Origin of the sequence: Dokdonia sp. PRO95 (assembly GCF_000355805.1) — a bacterium.
GTDB lineage: Bacteria > Bacteroidota > Bacteroidia > Flavobacteriales > Flavobacteriaceae > Dokdonia.
Genome location: NZ_CM001837.1, coordinates 1,981,601 through 2,005,027 on the forward strand (window position 1 = coordinate 1,981,601; position 23,427 = coordinate 2,005,027).

A 23,427-nucleotide genomic window follows, 5' to 3' on the forward strand; every position below is an offset into this window, starting at 1 on the left:
TTTATTTATTTCTCAAGCACTCCATTTCGTCTGCGACGGCTTTGTCGTTTGGAGTTCCATTTTCGCGTAAGCTAGATACTACAGCAGCGTGATTTTTATCGTTTCTGTTTTGTGACATCTTTTTTACAGCTTCAACACTCGTGATCTCAATCTCAAATGCCACGACGCCGTTTATTTGTCGCAATGTCTTTTCAGAAAGCGCATCCATATCTATTGGATTTTTTTGAGGTGCTTCATACTTATCCATCAATGCTTTGATGGATTTATAAGTGCCTTCCTTATCTAGTAAAAGCACATTACCTCTCACTTGTACGGCCGTATAGTTCCAGGTGGATACTTCTTCAAAATCGTACCAACTAGCCGAAATAAAACTGTGAGGTCCATTAAAAATACAGAGCGCCTCTGCGCCATTGTTGAGGTGAGCAACTTGCTCATTCATTTTTGAGATGTGTGCGTGTATTATTTCGGTGCCGTCTGGGCGTTTTGATAATTCTAAAGGGATGTGTGTTGCACACGATTTTCCGTCAAGATTTGTGACAAGAATCCCAAAAGCATTTTCTTTTAAGAAACTGCGTATCTCCTCTGGGTTTTCATTTTTATAAATCTCAGGGATATACATTACAGTATCTTTTTGAGTCGTTCTACCATTTCAAATACGTCTTGATAACTATTGTAAAGCGGTGCTGGAGCGACGCGTATTACATCTGGCTCACGCCAGTCTGAGATGACTCCTGCTTCGGTGAGTTTTTTGTGCAAACTCTTATCGGCATTTTTTACTTGAATACTTAGTTGACACCCACGTTGCGCTGGATCGCTAGGTGTAATGATAGCGATGTGCTCATTGTTGAGTTCGTTTACTAAGAACTCTAGGTAACCAGTGAGTTTTTCAGATTTTGCACGTATGTTGCTCATACCAGCTTCCTCAAAAATATCTAAGCTCGCCTTTACCGCTGCCATACTGAGGATAGGAGGATTTGATAATTGCCAGCCTTCGGCAGTTGGGATTGGATCAAAGCCTTTGCGCATATTAAAGCGTGTGTCCTTATTTTGTCCCCACCAGCCCGTAAAGCGCTGTATATTTTTATCTGTATGGTGGCGCTCGTGTACAAAGCATCCACCTAGACTTCCTGGGCCGCTGTTGAGGTATTTATAAGTACACCACACGGCAAAATCTGCACCGCTCTCGTGTAAGTCTGGCATAATATTACCCACTCCGTGTGCAAGGTCAAAGCCTACTTTGCTGCCGTTGTTATGACCTAAGTCAGTGATTTTTTTAATAGGGTAGCACTGTCCAGAATAATAGTTTGTGTTACCAATTAAAAGAAGCGCAACGCTGTCGCCGTGTTCTTTTACAAGTGCTTCTAGGTCTTCATAACGGCATAATTCTTCTCCTTCTCGAGGTTGCCATAGTATAAGGCTCGTCTCTGGATCATACCCACGCTGGCGTATCTGACTTTCTACCGCATACTTATCTGACGGGAAAGCATCGCTTTCTATAATTATTTTATGACGTGATGGCGTAGGATTATAAAATGAAACCATCATCAAGTGAAGATTTGTCGTGAGGGTATTCATTATGACTACCTCACTAGGTTTTGCACCTACGATGTGTGCCATAGGTTTTGCGAGTTCCTCGTGATAAGACATCCACGGAGTTTCTTCTTTAAAATGCCCTTCAACACCCAGATCTGCCCAGTCATTGAGTTCTTGCTCGATGTATTGTGCGACAGATTTTGGCTGACAGCCTAGACTGTTTCCGCAGAGGTAGATAAGTTCGTTATCTTCTTTGTCTACTGGTATGTAGAAGTGATTACGGTACTCTTTAAGGGGATCTTTTTCGTCTTGCGCTTTCGCGAAAGCGAGATTATTTTCATACACCATATATGCTGTTTTCTTGAAGAACTATTGCTTGTCTAAAAATAATGATTTTAAGGGAGAAATGTTCATTACAACGGTAGGAAGCGTTTTCAAAAACTACGATAGTTAGGTGAGTGTAATTAAGTTTTTTTTACCGAAGGGAGTTGTGAGTTATTTTAGAAAAAATACATATTATGCACTTACGAGATGTTAGTCTTAGTGCTATTTGTGGCAATACATATCGCGGTTACGCTTTCGCGAAAGCGTAATTAAATCCAACCTATACGCAACATATGTTAACCTTAAACAGACTCTCACAATGGATGGTTTTAAATCTAGTAGTATTATCTATCTTTGCACGCTATGACAAAACAGGCCCTAGATTCATTACAAGCACAAATAGACCTTGGTGAGATGCTTCCGCTTATGGAGGAATTTTATACCATACAAGGAGAAGGATTCCATAAAGGAACAGCAGCTTACTTTATACGAGTAGGTGGTTGTGACGTGGGATGTCACTGGTGTGATGTGAAGGAAAGTTGGGATGCTGCAATACACCCTCCTACAAATGCAAATACCATTGCCGAAAATGCTGCAAAGTATTCAGATACTATTGTGGTAACTGGTGGTGAGCCGCTTATGTGGGATATGAACCCGCTTACTAAAAAATTAAAGTCACTAGGACTTACAACTCACATAGAAACTTCTGGTGCCTACCAGCTTTCTGGTGATTGGGACTGGATATGTCTTTCTCCCAAAAAACGTATGCTGCCTACACAGTCTGTACTAGAAAAAGCAAACGAACTGAAGGTGATTATCTTTAATAAGTCAGATTTTGACTTTGCAGAGAAGCACGCCGCACAAGTGGGTGAGGACTGTATTCTATACTTACAGCCAGAATGGTCTGTGCGTGATAAAATGGTGCCACTCATTGTAGATTATGTGATGAAAAACCCAAAGTGGAAGGTGAGCTTACAGACACATAAGTATTTGAATATACCTTAGTAGGCTTTAGGCTTTAAGCTTTAAGCGATATGCCATAAGCTAGTGATAGTTTTACGGAGATGATGAAGTTGGTAGTCCAACAGTTTCTGTACATCGTTCTTAAAAATTTCAACGCCAAATATCCAGCAACTTTATATTTGCTAACAGCTAATTTTCGCGAAAGCGCATAAAAAAATCCGCTACTTCTCAGTAGCGGATTTTCTATATATTGAGTTTCTTAGAAGCTTATGCTTCTACTTCTTCCTCTTCTTTTTCTTCCTTTAATCCTTTCTTCTGTACTGTGTCAAACATTACAGGAGTTGCGATAAATAGTGAAGAATATGTACCTACGATTACACCTACAATAAGTGCAAACATTAATCCTCTAATAGATGGAGCTCCTAAGAAGAAGATCGCTAGAAGTACGATTAATGTAGTTACAGACGTATTAAGTGTACGGCTTAATGTACTGTTAAGTGCTTGGTTAATTAATTTACCAAATCCTCTAGTAGAACCGTGCTCTTTAATGTACTCACGTATACGGTCAAAAACTACCACGGTATCATTCAGAGAGTACCCAATTACGGTAAGAATAGCCGCAATAAAGTTTTGATCTACCTCCATATCAAATGGCATTATGTTTTTGAATATTGCAAATACACCTAGTACTAACAATACATCGTGGAAAACTGCAGCTACAGCTCCAAGAGAGAATTGCCATCTACGGAAACGTAATAAGATGTATAAGAATACCACAATTAATGAACCGATTACGGCAAAAAGTGCTCCTTTCTTAATATCATCTGCAATAGTAGGACCTACCATATAGTATTCCATTTTACCTACCTGCTTATCATCTGTAGACTTGGCAAAAGCTGCATAGCTCATACCGCTAGGTAAGAATGGTGTAAGTGATGTAAATAGTTGCTGCTCAACCTGAGCATCTATATCTGTACCTGTTTCATCGATACGGTACTTTGTAGTAATCTTTAATTGATTATCTGCTCCAAAAGTTTTTACATCTGCACTTCCAAAATCTGCAACAAGTGCATCTTCTACTTCTTGTGCGTTCATAGGTTGATCAAAACGTACTGTATACGTACGACCTCCTACAAAGTCAATACCTGCGTCAAGACCTCCTGTTAATAAAGCAGCAAGACCTCCTACGATAAGTACTCCAGAGATAGCGTAAGCGATTTTACGTTTTCCTAAGAAGTCTACATTGTTGTTTACAAATAGGTTCTTAGTCATACCAGTAGCAAACTCTAGAGACTTTCCGTTTTTACCGTATCCATCTATAAATAGACGTGTGATAAAGATTGCACAGAATAATGAAGTTGCAATACCTATCATAAGTGTAGTTGCAAATCCTTGTACCGGTCCTGTTCCAAATAAGAAAAGGATAAGTGCTGTTAAGAACGTCGTAATGTTTGCATCAAGAATAGATGAAAGTGCGTTGTTAAAACCGTCTTTAATAGCATCTTTTTGAGATTTCCCTTTGCGTATCTCTTCTTTAATACGCTCAAAGATAAGTACGTTTGCATCCACAGACATACCTATAGTAAGTACGATACCCGCAATACCAGGAAGTGTAAGTACAGCTCCAAGACCTGCAAGTACTCCAAAGATGAAAAGGATGTTTACTACAAGTGCGATATCTGCAAATCCTCCGGCTTTACCGTAGTAAAATACCATCCAGATAAGTACTAGTGAAAGTGCGATTAAGAATGATAAGATACCAGAGTTAATAGCCTCTTGACCTAATGATGGTCCTATTTCTTCTGCTTGAATAATCTTTGCAGATGCAGGAAGTTTACCTGCGTTTAATACTGTTGCAAGATCTTGTGCGCTTGCTACTGTAAAGTTTCCAGAGATTTCTGTCGCACCACCTTTAATCTCTTGACGAGCATTTGCTGCAGAGTAAACATTACCATCTAGTGCAATAGCGATAGCGTTTCCTTTTTGAGCAACCTCACGAGTCATTTTTGCCCACTGGTTTACACCTTGTCCTTCAAAATCAAGACCTACAGCAGGTTGTTGCGTTTGTGTAAATTGCTGGCGTGAATCGTTTACAACATCACCGTCCATATAAGGCGCTCCTTGTCTATTAGACTCAAGTGCATAAAGAGCTACGATATCTGCTCCTTCATCAGGAACACCCCACGCAAACTTTGCATAACGTAAAGCCGCTGGACGCTGCTTGATAACTGCTGGGTTTCTTAAGTAAGAGTTGATAGTTGCTGTATCTTTTACCGCAGCAAATCCTACAGTTGGGATTGAGCTCATCTGAACTGCTTGCTGGTTAGGGCTAAAGATTTTAAATAATGGTCCAAAATCTTGCTCCTCTTCTTCTTCATCTACATCTTTAAGTAAATCAGATACGTTATCATCAAGAGTACTGTCTTGGGCTACTGCAGCTTCTTGCTTCTCCTCGTTGCTAGCAATAAGTCCACGTAGTGTTTCATTTGCTCCTATTAAGTAGTTAAGTGCATCTCCAGCGTAGTGAGTTTGGTAGAACTCTAATTGTGCTGTTTTTTCAAGAAGACCTCTTACACGATCAATATCTTTTGCTCCTGGAAGCTCAACAAGAATACGCCCATTATCTCCTAGAGACTGGATGTTAGGTTGTGTAACTCCAAACTTATCAATACGATTACGTAGAGTTTCAAAAGCAGAACCTATCGTTTCTTTAATTTCACCTTCAAGAACTGTAGCAACTTCTTCGTTGCTCATTCCTGTATCTACTTTTTCGTTAAGGATAACATTTGCAAAGATATCTGGAGAAGCTAGTTGTCCACCTTGAGCTTCAAATGCAGATATGAAATCCTCAAAATATGTGTTCTGGCTATCTTTTTGCGCCTCATCTGTAGCATCTAGTGCTGCGATAAATGCTGGGTCTGTACTGTTGTTAGAAAGACCACCTAAGATATCACGTATAGATATCTGAAGGATTACGTTAATACCTCCTTTAAGATCCAGTCCTTTGTTAAGTTCTTTTTCTTTAGCATCATTATAAGTGATACCAGCAAAAATAGGATTTGCTCCTATACTATCTAAGTAAGCGCGCTCTACCACATCCTGCATGTCTGCATCTTCTGGTGCCTGTGAGATCGCATAAGCCTTAGCTTCGTCTTCTGTTTTGTTTGTGAAATACGTAAATGATAGTTGGTATAAACATACCAAACCAAAAATTATCGCAAAAAATCTAATGAGTCCTTTGTTTTGCATTTTAGTGTGTTTGTATCAACATAATAAATAGCACATCAGTGTGTGATTATTACGTTGAAATTAATGTAAAGTGATTGGTATTATAATCTGTGGGATTGCTTTTGTGATAAAAGCAATTAGCTAGCGCAGTGCTGCATTAGCTAATGTTGTTATACTTTAAGACAGCGGTCCAGCTCTCGTCTCAGGTATATTGTAGAAGGAGTTAATAAAAGCAATATCACATCTCTTATGAATATTGTAAGCCGTCTGTGTTTTGCTTTCAGTCACACTCTCACTTAGCTTGTGAAGACTAGCATATGTTTTTAGTGAAGAGGAACGTGTATACTCAGATTTTGATTCAATAGTAATTCCCGCAGCACCTTCCATGTCTGGGCTGTCTTGTATTTTATAGACGTCAAGTTTATAAAGAGCAAGATCTTTGTCACCAGGTAAGCTTGGGTTGTTATTCTCAAGGTTGTAAGTAGTTTGTGATGAGGTAGTAGGTGATAATTTATTCTTTATCTCGGTAACATCAATAGTACTGTAGTATGTTACTTTTAGAGATCCATTATCGAGTTGGTCTACTTTAATATTATCTGCCTCAAGCGAGCTAAGCTTGCTTTTTACTAATGCAATTGCTTTTTCTGTCTGAGTAGGATCTGTTTGAGTATCAGAAAAGGTAATAATTATTTCCTGATTAGGCGCAGTGCGTTGCTCCAAGCTTATACTTACGATAGCTAGGGCAATTATGAATGCACTTATGAACCACTTATTTCTCACACACTTGATTATAAAAACATCATCTATAGCGATTTTATGTATAGATTTCTGTTTTTGACAAACACGCAAATATAGGATTCTCAGTGCTAGTACCCAATAATTTTTGTGTCATTATAAGTTTAACTTAAACTGTTTACAAGATACCTAATAACACGTCTTTGATTAGGATAGTTGCGCTTTCGCGAAAGCGTAAAAAAAAGCCTGCTACATTTAAGTAACAGGCTTTTTTTATCGAGTTATGTAGGCTGTATTATAGCTCTAATAATCCGTTAGTTTTCTTAACGCCCTCTGCGCTTTCTGCAAGGTGTGCTTTTTCTGCATCGTCAAGGTTGATCTCTACTATTTTTTCGATTCCGTTTTTACCTAGTACTACTGGCACACCGATACAAAGATCAGAAAGACCGTACTCACCATCTAGTAGTGTAGAACAAGGGAATATTTTCTTTTGGTCACAAGCAATAGCCTGTACAAGACCTGATACTGCTGCTCCTGGTGCGTACCAAGCAGAAGTTCCAAGAAGTTTAGTAAGTGTTGCTCCACCTACTTTAGTATCTTCTTTTACTTGAGTAAGACGATCGTCAGAAATAAATTCTGATACTGGTACACTGTTGCGAGTTGCAAGACGTGTAAGTGGTACCATTCCTTTATCAGAGTGTCCACCTATTACCATACCGTCTACATCTGAGATAGGAGCTTCAAGAGCTTCGGCAAGACGGTACTTAAAACGTGCACTATCAAGAGCACCACCCATACCGATGATACGGTTTTTAGGAAGTCCAGTTACTTTGTGAGCTAGGTAAGTCATTGTATCCATAGGATTAGATACGACGATAAGGATCACGTTAGGAGACTCTTTTACAAGACTTGCGGCAACGCTTTTTACGATACCTGCGTTAATACCTATAAGTTCTTCACGAGTCATACCTGGCTTACGAGGTATACCAGAAGTAATTACCGCGATATCACTACCAGCAGTTTTTGAGTAATCACCAGTAGTACCTGTGATTTTTGTATCAAAACCGTTTAAAGAAGCTGTTTGCATTAAATCCATTGCTTTACCCTCGGCAAAACCTTCTTTAATGTCTACTAATACTACTTCACTAGCAAAATCTTTTATTGCGATGTATTCTGCACAGCTGGCACCTACGGCTCCAGCACCTACTACGGTAACTTTCATTGGATATAATTTTTAATATTTATGTTGATTTATAAAGCTTTTCACGGCTGCTACGAAAATACGATATATCCCTCTTTTTATGTAACCTATCGTAATAAAACTGTCTTAAGATATTTCAAAAAAAAATCCCTGTCGCTACTAGTAGTGACAGGGATAGAACAAGCGTGGAAATTCACAATCCAAATGAATCAAATAATATTAGCTTGCCCATAAAAGTTAAACTATTGTAAATACCCAACTTATAATAGTTTAGAAATCACTGCTGTGATTATATGATACAAAATTAATGAGCTTATTTGACTTGTATTTATATGCTCAAGTCCAGATCTGTATTTAGTAGTTTTTAAGTAGTTTGTCGACTATAAATGTATATTGACGATATCTTGATGGTTTTTTTATTTCTTTAGTCTTTTGATAATGTTTGAAATTAGTTGCAATGTTCTGGGATTTAGTGCATAAAAAAATCCTTGCTATAAAATAGCAAGGATTTATAGGTTGCTAATCTCTATCCAATTAAACCCCTACATCTAATCTTAAGAAATTAGCAGAAATAACTTTTAAATAATCTAAAATATTCCTTTCGTTGGTAAATATAGAGATAGCATCAAACTCAACAGGAAAACTTAAAAAAGAAATTAGACAAACTATATTCTGTGTATTTTGTCGATTATTATGTGTTTTTGGTCTAATTTTCGATTGATTTTAGGAATAGTGAGCAATGTTGGGTGATTGCGTAAGGATATGTTTTTCTTGCGTGTAATACGATGTGTAAGGTTTTGATGTGGACTCTAGTTTTTTTTTAAAAATTGACATAAAAAAAATGGTTCTGAGATAATTTCTCAGAACCATTTTTAATAATATATAAGCTGTTTATTTAAGCGTCTATGTTTGCATAGATAGCATTCTTCTCGATAAACTCACGGCGAGGTGGTACCTCGTCACCCATAAGCATAGAGAATATTCTATCTGCCTCTGTACCATTATCTATGGCAACCTGGCGTAGTGTTCTAAATTCAGGATTCATAGTTGTATCCCAAAGCTGCTCTGCATTCATCTCTCCAAGACCTTTGTATCGTTGTATAGATACACCTTGAGTACCCAGACGTTCTGCTATTGCATCTCGTTCTTTATCATTCCAAGCATATTGCTTTTTCTGACCTTTTTTAACCAAATATAATGGTGGTGTTGCGATGTATACAAAACCTTTTTCTACCAGCTCCCTCATATAACGGAAGAAGAAAGTAAGAATAAGAGTAGAAATGTGACTACCATCTACATCGGCATCACACATAATAACTACTTTGTGATATCTAAGTTTTGAAAGGTTAAGTGCTTTACTGTCTTCCTCCGTACCTATAGTTACACCAAGAGCGGTGAAGATGTTTTTAATCTCTTCGTTTTCAAAAACTTTATGTTGCATTGCTTTCTCAACGTTCAAGATCTTACCACGTAGTGGTAAAATGGCTTGAAACTCACGGTCACGACCTTGCTTAGCCGTTCCACCTGCCGAGTCTCCCTCAACAAGAAATACTTCACAAACTGCAGGATCTGTTTCAGAACAGTCAGATAATTTTCCAGGTAAACCACCTATACTCATTACCGTCTTACGTTGTACCATCTCACGCGCTTTCTTTGCTGCGTGACGAGCTTGAGCTGCAAGAATTACCTTTTGAACAATGGTCTTAGCATCATTCGGGTTTTCTTCCATATAGATCTCAATCATCTCTGCCACTGCTTGAGATACTGCAGATGTAACCTCACGGTTACCTAGTTTTGTTTTAGTTTGCCCTTCAAATTGTGGCTCACTAACCTTAACAGAAATAATAGCTGTAAGACCCTCACGGAAATCATCTCCCGCGATGTCAAACTTAAGTTTATCTAGCATTCCAGAGGCATCTGCAAATTTCTTAAGTGATCCCGTAAGACCACGACGAAAACCTGCAAGGTGTGTTCCTCCTTCGTGTGTGTTAATGTTGTTTACATATGAGTGTAAGTTCTCTGCATAGCTATCATTATAAATCATAGCCACTTCTACAGGAACACCATTTTTCTCTCCCTCCATAGAGATAACGTTCCCTATAATAGGGTTACGGTTACCATCTAAGAAACGTACAAATTCTGAAAGACCTTCATTGGAGTGAAAAGTTTCATTTTCAAACTCACCATCTTCTTTCTTATTTCGCTTGTCAGTAAGTGTTACGGTGATACCTTTATTAAGGTAAGCCAGTTCTCTTAATCTTGAAGCAAGCGTGTCATAATTGTACTCTGTAGTTTGCTGGAAGATAGAATCATCAGGGGTAAAGGTAACTTCGGTACCTGTAAAATCTGTATCACCTATAGCTTTTACTGGGTATAATGCTTTACCACGTTCATACTCTTGTTCCCATACTTTACCTTCTTTATAAACCGTAGCTTTAAGATGGTTAGAAAGTGCATTCACACAAGATACACCTACCCCGTGCAGACCACCAGAAACCTTATAAGAGTCTTTATCAAATTTACCACCGGCACCTATCTTAGTCATTACTACTTGTAATGCAGATACACCTTCCTTTTTATGAATCCCTACAGGGATACCACGACCATTATCTCGTACCGTGATTGAGTTATCCTCGTTAATAGTAACATCTATAGCGTCACAGTAACCTCCCATAGCCTCATCTATAGAGTTGTCTACCACCTCATATACTAAGTGGTGCAAACCTCTAACTCCTACATCTCCAATATACATCGAAGGACGCATACGTACGTGCTCCATTCCCTCAAGGGCCTGAATACTATCTGCCGAATATTGCTTTTTATTAGCGTCGTCGCTCATATTATAATTCTTAAAATATTGTCTAAAAACAAATATAAAGAAAGGGTCTCCAGAAAGGTCTTAAAAACCCTCGAAAACCCTTGAAGTTATTAACATTTTGTGGAAAAATACAAGCCTCTTTTTAGCGCAATTTGTGAGGTGCATTTTTACGCTTTCGCGAAAGCGGAATTTATCCTCATTAAGATTTACACCATCCCCTTAACCTCCTCAAAATCTAAGCCGCCATAATTCCCACTACTCATAAGCAGTATGGCTTTGTTTTTAAGCTCTTGTCCAAATAGAAAGGCTTTAAAATCTGCGGGGTCTGTAAATATGGTAAGGTCATCACGTTTAAAAGCTGCTGCGATTTGCTGCGCTGTGATAGGTTCTAATTTTTTGATTTCGACAGCCATTGGTGAGTAAAAAACCACCGCTACATCTGCAGCATCTAGTGCTCCTTGATATTCACTTAAAAACTCTGGATTCAGACTGCTGTACGTATGAAGCTCTAGGCAGGCTACAACAGTACGGTCACCATATTGTTCTTTTACGGCGCTTGTAGTTGCAGCTACTTTAGAAGGACTATGCGCAAAGTCTTTGTAAATAACCGTGTCTTTACTTTTGGCAATAAGTTCTAGTCGCTTGCTGGCCCCTGTAAAGGTTGAGATGGCTTCATAAAAATCTTCTTCTACAACACCCATATGCTGGCAGATCCACTTGGCACCGGCTAGGTTATTGAGATTATGTTTCCCAAAAACTTCTATAGGCATCGCACCATCTGGAGTTTCTAGTAGGGTCTCACCATCTTCTACCGTGTACTCAGGTGTTTGGTAAGGATATTTTTTAATGTGAGCAGTGGCATTCTCTACTACTTTCACCACATTTTCATCTTCGGTATTGTACACCATTGCACCACCGTTTGTCATTGAGTCTACAAAAATCTGAAATTGCTCCACATAATTGTCAAACGTAGGAAAGACATTGATATGATCCCAAGCAATGCCGCTAAGTAGGGCAATATTAGGCTTGTATAAGTGAAATTTTGGTCTGCGATCTATAGGGCTACTCAGATACTCATCACCCTCTAGCACCATAAAATCTGCGTCATCTGTCATTCTCACCATTGTGTCAAAGCCTTCTAGCTGTGCACCCACCATATAGTCTACCTCTTTATCCCAGTAATGCATCACGTGCAGTATCATAGAGGTGATAGTAGTCTTGCCGTGAGATCCTCCTATAACAACCCTAGTTTTGTCTTTTGCACGCTCATACAGATATTCTGGATATGAGTAAATGTTGAGACCTAGTTCTTGTGCTTTGAGCAGCTCTGGGTTGTCTTCTTTTGCGTGCATTCCTAAAATAACGGCATCGAGATCGCTTGTTATTTTTTCTGGAAACCAGCCAAATGCTTCAGGTAATAGTCCATATTTTTCAAGTCGAGATTTTGAAGGGTCAAAAATCGTGTCGTCACTACCTGTTACGGTCTCTCCTTTGTGATGTAAAGCAAGTGCTAGATTATGCATTGCGGCTCCACCTATGGCTATAAAATGAATGTTCATATGTTGTAAAAGTCTTTATCGTAAAAATAAGATTTCGATTCCAAATGTGCGAGTATTATAAGTTCTATTTTGGGTGTGAGTACGCTTTCGCGAAAGCGTAACAAAAAACACTTTCTTCTATTAAACCTCGCTACCAAAACACTGTTACGACTGCAAAAAGGCGTTTGTTTATGCAGAAATATTGACTCTCTGCGAGTTGTCTGTACTGACATAACGACATTCTCAGTAAAAGGCACTATTTTTGTCTAACCGATACCAACGTTCTGCTTACGGAACACAGAAAACGCACAACCAAATGAGTTTCTTCAAGAAAATATTTTCAAAAGAAAAAAAAGAAACCCTTGATAAAGGGCTAGAGAAGACAAAAACGAGCTTCTTTGATAAGATGAGTAAGGCAGTTGCCGGAAAGTCTAAGGTAGATGATGATGTACTTGATAATCTTGAAGAAGTGCTTGTTACCAGTGATGTGGGTGTAAAAACCACGCTTAAGGTGATCACTCGTATAGAAGAGCGTGTGGCCAAAGATAAGTATGTAGGCACAGATGAACTTAACAGGATCTTACGCGAAGAAATCGCCGGTCTACTAAGTGAGACGAACACAGGTAACGCAACCGAATTTGAAATCCCATCGCAAAACAAACCACACGTGATTATGGTGGTAGGTGTAAACGGTGTGGGAAAAACAACCACTATAGGAAAGCTTGCTTACCAGTTTAAAAAGCAAGGTAAAAAGGTGGTGCTTGGTGCGGCAGATACGTTTAGAGCAGCAGCGATAGATCAACTGCAGGTGTGGGCAGATCGAGTGGATTTACCTATTGTAAAACAACAAATGGGAAGTGACCCAGCCTCAGTAGCCTTTGACGCACTAGAGAGTGGAGTAAAACAAGATGCAGATGTGATTATTATAGACACTGCCGGAAGATTACACAATAAGGTAAACCTTATGAACGAGCTTACTAAGGTGAAGCGTGTGATGCAAAAGGTAGTGGGAGATGCTCCTCACGATGTACTTCTTGTACTTGATGGTTCTACGGGTCAAAACGCCTTTGAACAAGCAAAACAATTTACAGCAGCTACAGAGGTGACTTCGCTAGCCGTAACAAAACTAGACGGTACCGCAAAAGGTGGTGTGGTGATAGGAATTTCTGATCAGTTTCAAATCCCTGTAAAATACATTGGAGTGGGAGAAGGTATCGAAGATTTACAAGTCTTTAATAAAGTAGAGTTTGTAGATAGTTTCTTTAAGTAAGCCATAACTTTTTATGAAACTCGATTTTAGGTGGCTTCCAGAACTTACGTTGCGCACCTTACGAGTGGTTGCTATTGGTTTCTTATTACTTAACCTGTATAGCGTCTATACAGCATACACTGCGGTGAGGAGCGACCTTGTGCCTAAATATCTAGCGCAGTACACCGCTTTTCCCCACTGTATATTTATTGCCTTTTACAGTCTCATCATATTTTACATATGGAGAATCCTTAAGGGTACGATAGCTTCACAATACTGGTGGGTACCCGTAATTGCGGTGATTGTATTTGAATCTACTAAGTTTTTTATCTACGGTTTCTTGATGTGGGTTAATCCTTTTGGGTGACGCTTTTTGTATTTTTAGTGGACTATAAAAATGCACTATGAAATACTTGTATACCCTCGCGCTCGCAACGGCGCTTTTTTCTTGTAAAAATGAAGCTCCTACTACTGCGGCAGACACAACTCCGCGATATGTTTGGGAAGCTTATAATGACTCACTAGATATTGCAAAAACGCAAGCACTAGAAAATAGCAGGATGCACCTCAAGCTTGTAAATGCAAAGAGGCTCGATAAAAATGATATTTGGAAAGATCTTAATGGGGAGATAAATACGCTTTCGCGAAAGCGTATCTCAGAAATCTCTCCGCTTATTTTAGAACAAGATATCCCGACCATCCAGAAGCACGTTAAAAATGGAGATTACTCATACGAAGAACTGACGCTATTTTACCTAAATCGTATCGCGCGTTTTGAAAGTGACAATGACTTAGCGCTTAACGGAGTCATCGCTCTCAATAAAGAAGCGGTGAAGGAAGCGAGAGCGCTTGATACTAAAGATAAATCTACTATAGATGAATATTCTGTGTACGGAATGCCTATACTTTTAAAAGATAACATTGGTGCAGCGGGAATGCCTACAACAGCAGGATCTGTAGCACTCACAGATAATAATGCAGGTGATGCATTTATTACGAAAAGGCTCAAAGAAGAAAATGCTATAATACTAGGTAAAGCTAACTTGAGTGAGTGGGCTTACTTTTTATGTTCGGGTTGTCCAGTAGGTTATAGTGCTGTAGGTGGTCAGACCATAAATCCGTACGGTCGTTTACAATTTGAGTCAGGAGGATCAAGTTCTGGATCTGGGGTGAGCATAGCGGCAAATTATGCCGTAGCCGCCATAGGGTCTGAAACTAGTGGTTCTATACTATCACCTTCTAGCCAAAATAACCTAGTTGGGCTTAAACCTACCATCGGTCTTTTAAGTCGTAGTGGGATTGTACCTATTTCTAGTCACCTTGACACACCTGGACCTATGACAAAGAATGTAGTGGATAATGCGATTGTACTACAAGCGCTCACGGGTAAAGATGCTGCAGATTCTTATAGTTATGCATCTACTGGTAATTATATACAGGCTGTTAAAGAAGGGAACCTTGAAGGAAAATATCTTGGGGTTATAAAGGGATACTTGCAAGACAGTACGTATGCCGCGGCTATCAATAAGCTTAAGGAAACAAAAGCCACACTTGTTGAGGTAGATATGGAGCGAGTTAATATGCCTGGTTTTCTGTCTATCTTAAATATAGATATGAAAAATGATCTCCCTGCTTATTACGATGCAGAGGTTGCCTCTTCAGTAAAAAATAGAAATATAGAGGAGCTCATTTCATTTAATAATCAAGATAGCCTTGCGCGTATTCCTTACGGACAACAGCTTTTTAAAGGTATCGTTGCAGATAGCACAACCGATACAGAGCTTAAAGCAATCAAAGAAGACCTTATGGAGGTTACTCAGGCATATTTTCAAGACGCGTTGAGCAAGCACCCTGAAGCTAGTGGGCAACTAGATGCAATACTCTCCATAAATAATTATGATGCTGGCTATGCAGCAGCGGCACATTATCCAGCACTTACATTACCTATGGGTTTCACCGCACAAGGAGAGCCTAAGGGAATTACCATTATAACTCCGTCTAAAAATGAAGAAGTGATTTACAATATCGCGGTAGAAGTAGAGAGCGCACTTAATGCTAGAACACTGCCAGAAGGATATCAGGAGTAAAAGAAGGAATACATTTTAAATGGCTGTTGTCGTCTAGCTCTTAGAAGCTATTGGATAACAGCCATTATTTTTTCCCATAAATCTGTATCAAAACCGGAAGGACCTAATAATGACTCTTCGGTTGCATCGCCTAGGCGTATTACTACTAGTCCTTCACTAGGTAAAACATATACTTTTTGATCATCTTTACCTAAACCAGCGATAAGATCATCTGGAGCAGTAGGGATTAATTTTCCTGTAAATGTTGTCGTGGTGCCGGGTAGTCTATAGCTGTCTTGCCCATTAAGCCACCAGAGATATCCGTAAGCCTCATTAATATCTTGAGAAGGCGTTGTCATTTCTGTAAAGTATGCGGGATTTACTAGTTGGTTTCCGTCCCAATTTCCTTCATTGAGCGTGAGTAGTCCAAAACGCGCCATACTTCGGGCTGTACTAAAATATAATCTAAAATAGCCAAAAGGCACCCAAGCACCCGTCATTCCAGTTTGGGACTTAAGCTTATTGTCATAGTAGGTATTAAAATCATCGGGTACAGCTGCTGTTACTACGTCCTGTAATAAGGTGTAAAAAGCGTTATGATAGTACCACTCAGCACCAGCATCATTAAGGTACATCAGACACTCAGGGTCAGAGCAATTGGTATCGTCTACTGTATAGTCTCCTCCGCTGGTCATCGTGAGTTGGTTACGTATTGTTACCGCTGCTTCTTGTTCTGGAGTCATAGTAGTCCATCCCGTGCCTAGATAATTGCTGGAAGCATCATTTATAGATAAGTAGTCTTCTTGTTGAGCAATACCTACGGTGTAAGCCGTGAGCGTTTTTGCAGCGCTATTCCAGCGATGGCTTGTAGATGCGTCTGTATCTTGGTAATAATTCTCTACTACTATTTTTCCATCTTTAAGGATGATAAAAGCTTTGCTGTTATTTTCTGCTACATAATCAGTAAGATCTTGTAAGGCTGTAAGATTCCAGTTAAGAGTAGACGGGCTTGTCACTTCCCAAGTGTCACCTGCGATAGGAGGGAAGTATAGATTATTAGTCTCGCCAGTATCATCTGGCTCTTCTGCGATGGTATCGTCAGTTATAATAATCGTATCATCTGTAATGATTTTATTATCTGTAGTTGAACACGATAGACTTATAAGTAATAAGAAATATAGGTAACGCATCATTGAGGCTTTATGATAGGACTCTAAAATATAAAAAAGGATTAATGTCACTCTCATAATTAAGGAATTGGCAGTTTTTAGAGCTATCAAAAGGTGTAAAATATCAAGGTGCTATTTACTATGTTATTTGGCTTATCTTTGCACTCCCTTAAAAGGAAGGCTATGCGTACAAAATCATTGAAGAAGAATAAGATAAACGTAGTAACTCTAGGTTGCTCAAAAAACGTTTATGATAGTGAGGTCTTAATGGGCCAGCTTAAAGCAAATGAGATGGATGTTGCTCACGAAGAAGATGGTAACATTGTTGTGATTAACACCTGTGGATTTATAGACAATGCAAAAGAGGAGTCTGTAAATACCATTCTTGAGTACGTAAAGCAAAAGGAAGAAGGCGATGTAGACAAGGTATTTGTTACAGGATGTCTTTCTGAGCGATACAAGCCAGACCTTCAAAAGGAGATTCCAGATGTAGATCAGTATTTTGGAACAACAGAGCTACCAGGATTACTTAAAGCACTTGGAGCAGACTATAAGCACGAGCTTATAGGTGAGCGTATCACAACTACACCAAAAAACTATGCCTACCTAAAAATAGCCGAAGGCTGTGACCGCCCTTGTTCTTTCTGCGCAATTCCTTTAATGAGAGGTAAGCACAAGTCAAAATCTATTGAGCATCTCGTAGTAGAAGCAAAAAAACTTGCTGCAAACGGCGTGACAGAGTTAATCCTTATCGCACAAGATCTTACGTATTACGGTCTTGATTTATATAAAAAACGCAACCTAGCAGAGCTTCTTGAAAACCTTGTTAAAGTAGAAGGTATAGAATGGATTCGTTTGCACTATGCATTTCCTTCCGGTTTCCCGGTAGATGTACTTGATGTGATGAAGCGTGAGCCTAAGGTGTGTAATTACCTTGATATTCCGTTGCAACACATTGCAGATCCTATCTTAAAATCTATGCGACGTGGTACAACAATGGCAAAGACAAATGCGTTGTTAGAACGCTTTCGCGAAAGCGTACCAGAGATGACCATAAGAACTACGCTCATTGTAGGATATCCTGGAGAAACCGAAGAAGATTTCCAAACGCTGAAGCAATGGGTAAAAGATCAACGTTTTGAGCGTTTAGGATGTTTTACGTACTCACACGAGGAAAACACACACGCATATAATCTAGAAGATGATGTGCCAGAGGATGTTAAAATGGATCGCGCAAACCAGATTATGGAGATCCAATCACAAATTTCTTGGGAGCTCAATCAGCAAAAGATAGGGAAGGAGTTCAAGATTGTAGTAGATCGTAAAGAAGGAAACTTCTTTATAGGTCGTACAGAATTTGACTCACCAGATGTAGATAACGAGGTGCTAGTTGATGCGACTAAGTTTTATTTAAAAACTGGAGACTACGCAATGGTAAAAGTAACAGAGGCAGAAGATTTTGATCTGTATGCAGAGCCACTTGTAGCGCTAGAGCGACCACAAGCATTGCACGCAAAACGTGCTACCAAAAAATAAGAAGTAGTAAATTAATTTACAAAAAGCCTTTTGGAACAAATGTTTTGAAAGGCTTTTTTGTGTGTAAGAGTTTGTTTGCAAGGCTTACATTTGTAGCACTAAAAAAGCTTTTTTATGCGTATTATTTGTCTAGTATTTTTTGCTTTAATTCTTATTACTTCTTGTAAAGAGTCAAATCAAACAGAGATTGAACCAGTAACAGAGCAGCCAGCAATAGCAGCGTCTACTACCAATGCATCACTCACTGCGATACAACTACCCTCTACAGGAAAATCTCATTTACCTAGACTTAAGTCGAGTGGCGGTAAATTACATATGACTTGGGTGGAGCAAGAAGACAAGATGGCAATTTTAAAATATGCTAGTTACGATAGTGCCAAGTGGAGCCAACCTAGAACCATTACATCTGGAGATAATTGGTTTGTAAACTGGGCAGATTTTCCGGCACTGGGCATAAATGGTGATTATGTGCTAACTAATATCTTAGAAAAATCTGCAGAGGGCACTTATGATTACAATATCAAATTACAATTATCAAAAGGCGATGAGGTTATAAAAGATGATTTCCTACTCAATACAGATGGCGTAGATGCAGAGCACGGTTTTGTATCTATACAAGCGTATGATGGAGGTTTTTATGCTAGCTGGCTAGACGGAAGAAATACTAAAAACGAAGACAAGAGTAAAAACCAAATGACGTTACGTAACGCCTACATAGATTTAGCGGGAAATATAACTCAAGATACGGAGATAGATAGTCGCGTTTGTGACTGCTGTAATACAGCAACAGCTATTACAAATAATGGACCGGTTGCCGTGTACAGAGATCGCTCAGACACCACACCAGAGATAAGAGATATGGCAATCGTGCGATGGGTAGATGGAGCGTGGTCAAAACCTATGGTTATAGGTAATGATAATTGGGAACTTAACGGTTGCCCCGTAAACGGACCTGCAATAGCAACCAAAGAAGAAAATGTGGTGGTGAGTTGGTTTACTGCAGAGGGTGATGCTCCTAGAGTGCTCACAGCTTTTTCAAATGATAATGGAGCCTCTTTTGGAGGTGCAATCCGTATAGATAACGGAAACGCAATAGGTAGAGTAGATACAGATTTTATGAGTGATGGCAGCGCCCTCATCTCGTGGTTAGAACCAATGGGTGAAAACGTAGTGCTACAAGTAGCCCGTGTGTATGTAGATGGCACACACGATGCCCCAGTGACAGTAACCAATACCTCTGCCGAACGACAAAGCGGTTTCCCACAACTAGAAGTTGTAGGCGATTCGATTTTTGTCGCCTGGACAGATCTTAATGGTGACAACAGCGAGGTCAAGATGGTACACTTTGAGATGAAATAGTCTAGTTTGCTCAATAACGTAACCTACCCACAACAGTGTCCCTCTTCCAAGAAGGAGTCAGGGAGATGTCCGCAGGAGTGAGTAAACTAGAATTTCATTTCCAATTCCCACCCTTCAGGGTCGGGGAAAGGAATTGGCAGACTGAGTCGTGGCTAGTAAAAAGAATTGCCAGCCGAAAAGTTTTCCCCGTCCCTAAAGGGTGACTTTTCTTAGGGAATTAGACATGAAAATAACGTAACCCACCCACAACAGTGTCCTCTTCCAAGAGGGAGTCAGGGAGATGTCCGCAAGAGTAAGTAAATAAACTAAAAATTTCATTTCCAATTCCCACCCTTCAGGGTTGGGGAAAGGAATTGGCAGACTGAGTCGAGGCGAGTAAAAAGAATTGCAACCCGAAAAGTTTTCCCCGTCCCTAAAGGGTGACTTTTCTGAGTTAAGGATATGACTTAATTTCCTCTTCAATAAATATTTTGAATTCTTCAAATTGAAGCAGGATGAAATTATTTGTGAAACGGACTTCTTTTATTCCATAAGAGTTTATGATATCGGTTCTATCGGAGTCGTATTCCTTTTGGTTATGATGTATTTCTCCATCTAGTTCTATGCAGAGTTTAAGTTTATGACAATAGAAATCGAGTACATAATCTGCAAAAGGATGTTGACGTCTGAATTTTACACCAAATGGTTTTGTTTTCAAATACTCCCAAACCTTTTTCTCAGCTTGAGTTTCTCGCTTTCTTAAAGCAGCCGCAAACTCAAATTTGGAAGCAGCTGCACCAGCGTGCATATTTTCTTTTGACTTACTCATAATTTGTTGGCAATATAACTCATAATTAAGTCTTTGGGTTGAATTTGCTATTTTCCAATGCAGAGATTAAAATCAAGAATAAAATTTCATTTCCAATTCCCACCCTTCAGGACTGGGGAAGGAATTGGCAGACTGAGTCGGGGCTAGTAAAAAGAATTGCGGCCGAAAAGTTTTCCCCGTCCTTAAAGGGTGACTTTTCTTAGGGTATTAGACATAAAAATAGCGTAACCCACCCACAACAGTGTCCCTCTTCCAAGAGGGAGTCAGGGAGATGTCCGCAGGAGTAAGTAAACAAAAAAATGCCCTGAAATAGGGCATTTTTTTTGTTTTAGTAAGTATTGAATCTACAACCTAAACTTCCCGTTATTGGTCAAGAAAATAGCGTTGGTAAAGAATAGCTTTCCATTGTGCCAGAACGCTCTAAAAAGTGGGTCGTCTACCATATAGATAACGCTCCCGCGTCCCATACGTTCTTCTCCAAAAATAAGAGAGTTGCTTAGTTTTCCTTTTGCCGTTTCTCCTGCAAATCCTGCTACGTTCTCTACCTCTTCAGGAATCCACGCTACATTGTAGCCACGATCCAGATATGAGTAGGAGTTGCTTCCTAGCTTTAAACTGTAGTACGTGTCCGGATAGCCAAAAGCCATAGGGTGTGTCGTATCTACTTTAGTCTTAAAGATAGAACCTGTGATAAAGTTTGTGGTACTTGCATTCTCACGATCTGCATACGGAGTTAGGTTTTCTTTCTTGTCACTTTTTTCGGTATCGCTGCCGCCGGTATTTCTTTTTATTGAAAATCCAGATTTTCCAGCGAGGCTTCCTACGGCGTTTGCTAGTGCAATTACTTTACCGCCGCCACGCACAAAGTCTTTTACCTTGTCAAGGTTACTTTCATTAAGTACGCTTCCGTACCAGCCGCTAGGCATCACGAGTACATCAAATTCATCAAGATTTACACGCCCTAGCTTATCTGCATTTATAGAAGTCACTGGGTACTGTAATGTTTGTTCAAAAAAGTACCACGTAGCTCCATAACTCAATGATGAGGTTGCATCTCCTTTAAGTAATGCAATCTTTGGCGGATTGATAAGCTTTACTTGTGACGACCCAAAATCTGGTCCAGAGCTTGCAAATGAGGTTGTCGTAGCGGTAAGGGTTCTGTTATGCTTTCGCGAAAGCGTACTCAACACCTCATTAAAATCTTTACGTCCCAGATTATCACTTTTTGTGATGATTAAAGAACCGCGCTCGTAAGAAATTCCATTATTTACAAAGGGTTGCTCGCTAAAACGTACTCTAATGCCTTCCTTAAGAAGTCCTGCTAGAAACTGTGCATCGTCAAGACTATTCCACTTCCCGATGTAGCCCGCTACATTTGTGCTTGCTGTGGTTATGTTTGTTTTAAAAGGGCTCGCAGCATTTGCTTTTACCAGTGATGTGCTTGCCACAGCATTAAGACCGTAAGCGTGTGGTAAATTCCACGCGGTGATATCATAAGTGAGCGGTGTACTTAGTTTTGCATCTGGCTCAAAAAGTGCCTTTACCATCTTTCCTTTTGGCTGGTCTGTACTTATCACCATTGCTGTGTCATAGCTCATACTACCTTGACCGTTTGAGGTGTAGTTAAAACCTGTTGCCTTTCCGTTTGAGGCAAAGCCATAGTTTATCTCGTGCTTGTCCATTAAGTCGGCTAGCGCTTTGAGGTTATCTACATTACCAGAAAGTACGTAGCTTTTATATTTGAGATTGTTGTTATTAAAGTATGCTTTAAACTCTGAGTTGAGCTTTGCAGCATTTTTTACAGAAATCTCTACGGTAGAGAGTCCTGTAGTTTTGTGGTGTGCTACACGATCTACTAGCGTGAGTTCATAACCTCGATCTGTATGAATGCCTAAACCGGCACGACCGTGACCAGCCTGCTCATAGGTCATCCCTATTGCTCCCATAAAGGTAGGGTAGGTGTCACCGTAAGAAGGGTAGAGTAAGTCAAAACTCTCTCTTGTAAAAAACAACCAACCTTCTTTATCAAAATAGCGTGCGTGATTTGCTCCTATTTGCGTTTGGAAATCCATCTGCCAGTCTGTGATAATCTCGTGATATGGCTCTGCTGCTGGAGCAAAATAATAAGGATTGTTTATTCCCTGCTCGTGAAAGTCTACGTGCACGTGAGGCATCCACTTGTTATATACCTTTAATCGTTGTTGTGACTCTACTTGTGATGCCCACGCCCAGTCGCGGTTAAGGTCAAAAAGGTAGTGATTAGGTCTTCCTCCTGGCCACGGCTCATCGTGCTCTGCAGCTACTTGTGCTGGGTCGTAAGGTGTAGACGCTACTTGGTTAAACCAGTTTGCATAGCGATCACGCCCGTCTGGATTTACACAAGGATCCATAATAATCACGGCATCTTTTAACCATTCTTTTTTTGACGTAATTAATTCATACAGTGTCACCATAGAAGCCTCTGTAGATGAAGCTTCATTACCGTGCACGTTATAAGAAAGCCAGACTATTGCCTTGTCTGCCGTACCAGAGTTGCCAGTGGCAATACCCGTTTGCTCCAGGTTTGCTTTGCGTATATTTTCTAGATTGCTATGGTTTGCGCTTGTGGTAATTACAGCATATGTAAGAGGTCTACGCTCGTTAGTTTTACCATATTCTTGATAGGTGACTAGGTCACTATTTTCGGCTACGTGTTCAAAGTAGCGCACCACGTCTGAGTGTCGTGAGAACTGTGTTCCTATCTCATAACCCAGAAATTCTGATGGAGATTGTACTTGAGCGGTAAGTAATGTTGTGAGAAATAAGGCGACAAAAAAGCTGTAGATTCTGAGCATTTGGTTGGTTTTAGCAAAAGCTAAAGCTATAAAAAGAGCTCGCCGCAAATCAGCGTTTTAACGTTT

Annotated in this window: 16 protein-coding genes; 6 read left to right on the forward strand and 10 right to left on the reverse strand. The window is 39.7% G+C overall.

The window, feature by feature from the left end; all coding sequences use genetic code 11:
• Position 1: 1 nt before the first annotated feature.
• Positions 2 to 619 (reverse strand): FMN-binding negative transcriptional regulator, encoded by a 618-nt coding sequence (locus tag D017_RS08910; RefSeq protein WP_035336033.1) that lies wholly within the window; start codon positions 617 to 619, stop codon positions 2 to 4.
• Positions 619 to 1,881, reverse strand: a complete 1,263-nt coding sequence (kynU, locus tag D017_RS08915; protein WP_035336036.1) for a kynureninase — start codon at positions 1,879 to 1,881, stop codon at positions 619 to 621. The genes D017_RS08910 and kynU overlap by 1 nt, the downstream gene beginning before the upstream one ends.
• A gap of 339 nt (positions 1,882 to 2,220) precedes the next feature.
• Here kynU and D017_RS08920 point away from each other — a divergent pair, with 339 nt between their 5' ends.
• Entirely contained in the window at positions 2,221 to 2,862 is a 642-nt protein-coding gene (locus tag D017_RS08920; RefSeq protein WP_035336039.1) for a 7-carboxy-7-deazaguanine synthase QueE, read from the forward strand.
• 225 nt (positions 2,863 to 3,087) lie between these two features.
• On the opposite strand, the gene secDF is transcribed toward D017_RS08920, so the two are convergent.
• From secDF to D017_RS08945, 5 genes are all read right to left on the reverse strand, one after another.
• A complete protein-coding gene (secDF, locus tag D017_RS08925; protein WP_035336041.1) occupies positions 3,088 to 6,069 on the reverse strand; it encodes a protein translocase subunit SecDF in 2,982 nt (993 codons plus the stop codon).
• 156 nt (positions 6,070 to 6,225) lie between these two features.
• On the reverse strand, positions 6,226 to 6,828 hold the full coding sequence (locus tag D017_RS08930; RefSeq protein ID WP_152023883.1) for a hypothetical protein: 603 nt from the start codon (positions 6,826 to 6,828) through the stop codon (positions 6,226 to 6,228).
• Positions 6,829 to 7,078: 250 nt separating this feature from the next.
• Positions 7,079 to 8,005, reverse strand: coding sequence for a malate dehydrogenase (gene mdh / locus D017_RS08935; protein WP_035327767.1), 927 nt, complete (start codon positions 8,003 to 8,005; stop codon positions 7,079 to 7,081).
• A gap of 874 nt (positions 8,006 to 8,879) precedes the next feature.
• Positions 8,880 to 10,823 (reverse strand): DNA topoisomerase (ATP-hydrolyzing) subunit B, encoded by a 1,944-nt coding sequence (gene gyrB / locus D017_RS08940; protein WP_035336044.1) that lies wholly within the window; start codon positions 10,821 to 10,823, stop codon positions 8,880 to 8,882.
• Between the two features lie 185 nt (positions 10,824 to 11,008).
• Positions 11,009 to 12,361, reverse strand: coding sequence for a Mur ligase family protein (locus tag D017_RS08945; RefSeq protein WP_035336046.1), 1,353 nt, complete (start codon positions 12,359 to 12,361; stop codon positions 11,009 to 11,011).
• Between the two features lie 295 nt (positions 12,362 to 12,656).
• Between D017_RS08945 and ftsY the strand changes: the two genes are divergently transcribed.
• From ftsY to D017_RS08960, 3 genes are read left to right on the forward strand one after another with little or no spacing between them, the layout of a single operon-like run.
• A complete protein-coding gene (ftsY, locus tag D017_RS08950; protein WP_035336048.1) occupies positions 12,657 to 13,610 on the forward strand; it encodes a signal recognition particle-docking protein FtsY in 954 nt (317 codons plus the stop codon).
• 13 nt (positions 13,611 to 13,623) lie between these two features.
• Entirely contained in the window at positions 13,624 to 13,956 is a 333-nt protein-coding gene (locus D017_RS08955) for a hypothetical protein (RefSeq protein ID WP_035336050.1), read from the forward strand.
• Between the two features lie 37 nt (positions 13,957 to 13,993).
• On the forward strand, positions 13,994 to 15,676 hold the full coding sequence (locus tag D017_RS08960) for an amidase family protein (RefSeq protein WP_035336052.1): 1,683 nt from the start codon (positions 13,994 to 13,996) through the stop codon (positions 15,674 to 15,676).
• A gap of 47 nt (positions 15,677 to 15,723) precedes the next feature.
• On the opposite strand, the gene D017_RS08965 is transcribed toward D017_RS08960, so the two are convergent.
• The gene (locus D017_RS08965) at positions 15,724 to 16,848 is read right to left on the reverse strand and encodes a serine hydrolase (protein ID WP_035336054.1); all 1,125 of its coding nucleotides are present in this window, start codon (positions 16,846 to 16,848) and stop codon (positions 15,724 to 15,726) included.
• Between the two features lie 159 nt (positions 16,849 to 17,007).
• On the opposite strand from D017_RS08965, the gene rimO reads away from it, so the two are divergent.
• Positions 17,008 to 18,360, forward strand: coding sequence for a 30S ribosomal protein S12 methylthiotransferase RimO (gene rimO / locus D017_RS08970; RefSeq protein ID WP_035336055.1), 1,353 nt, complete (start codon positions 17,008 to 17,010; stop codon positions 18,358 to 18,360).
• A gap of 114 nt (positions 18,361 to 18,474) precedes the next feature.
• Positions 18,475 to 19,719: a hypothetical protein gene (locus D017_RS08975; RefSeq protein WP_035336058.1), complete on the forward strand. Its 1,245-nt coding sequence runs from the start codon at positions 18,475 to 18,477 to the stop codon at positions 19,717 to 19,719.
• 433 nt (positions 19,720 to 20,152) lie between these two features.
• Here D017_RS08975 and D017_RS08980 read toward each other — a convergent pair whose 3' ends face one another.
• The gene (locus D017_RS08980) at positions 20,153 to 20,527 is read right to left on the reverse strand and encodes an endonuclease domain-containing protein (RefSeq protein ID WP_035336060.1); all 375 of its coding nucleotides are present in this window, start codon (positions 20,525 to 20,527) and stop codon (positions 20,153 to 20,155) included.
• 344 nt (positions 20,528 to 20,871) lie between these two features.
• The gene (locus tag D017_RS08985) at positions 20,872 to 23,361 is read right to left on the reverse strand and encodes a M14 family metallopeptidase (protein ID WP_035336062.1); all 2,490 of its coding nucleotides are present in this window, start codon (positions 23,359 to 23,361) and stop codon (positions 20,872 to 20,874) included.
• Between the last annotated feature and the right edge of the window lie 66 nt (positions 23,362 to 23,427).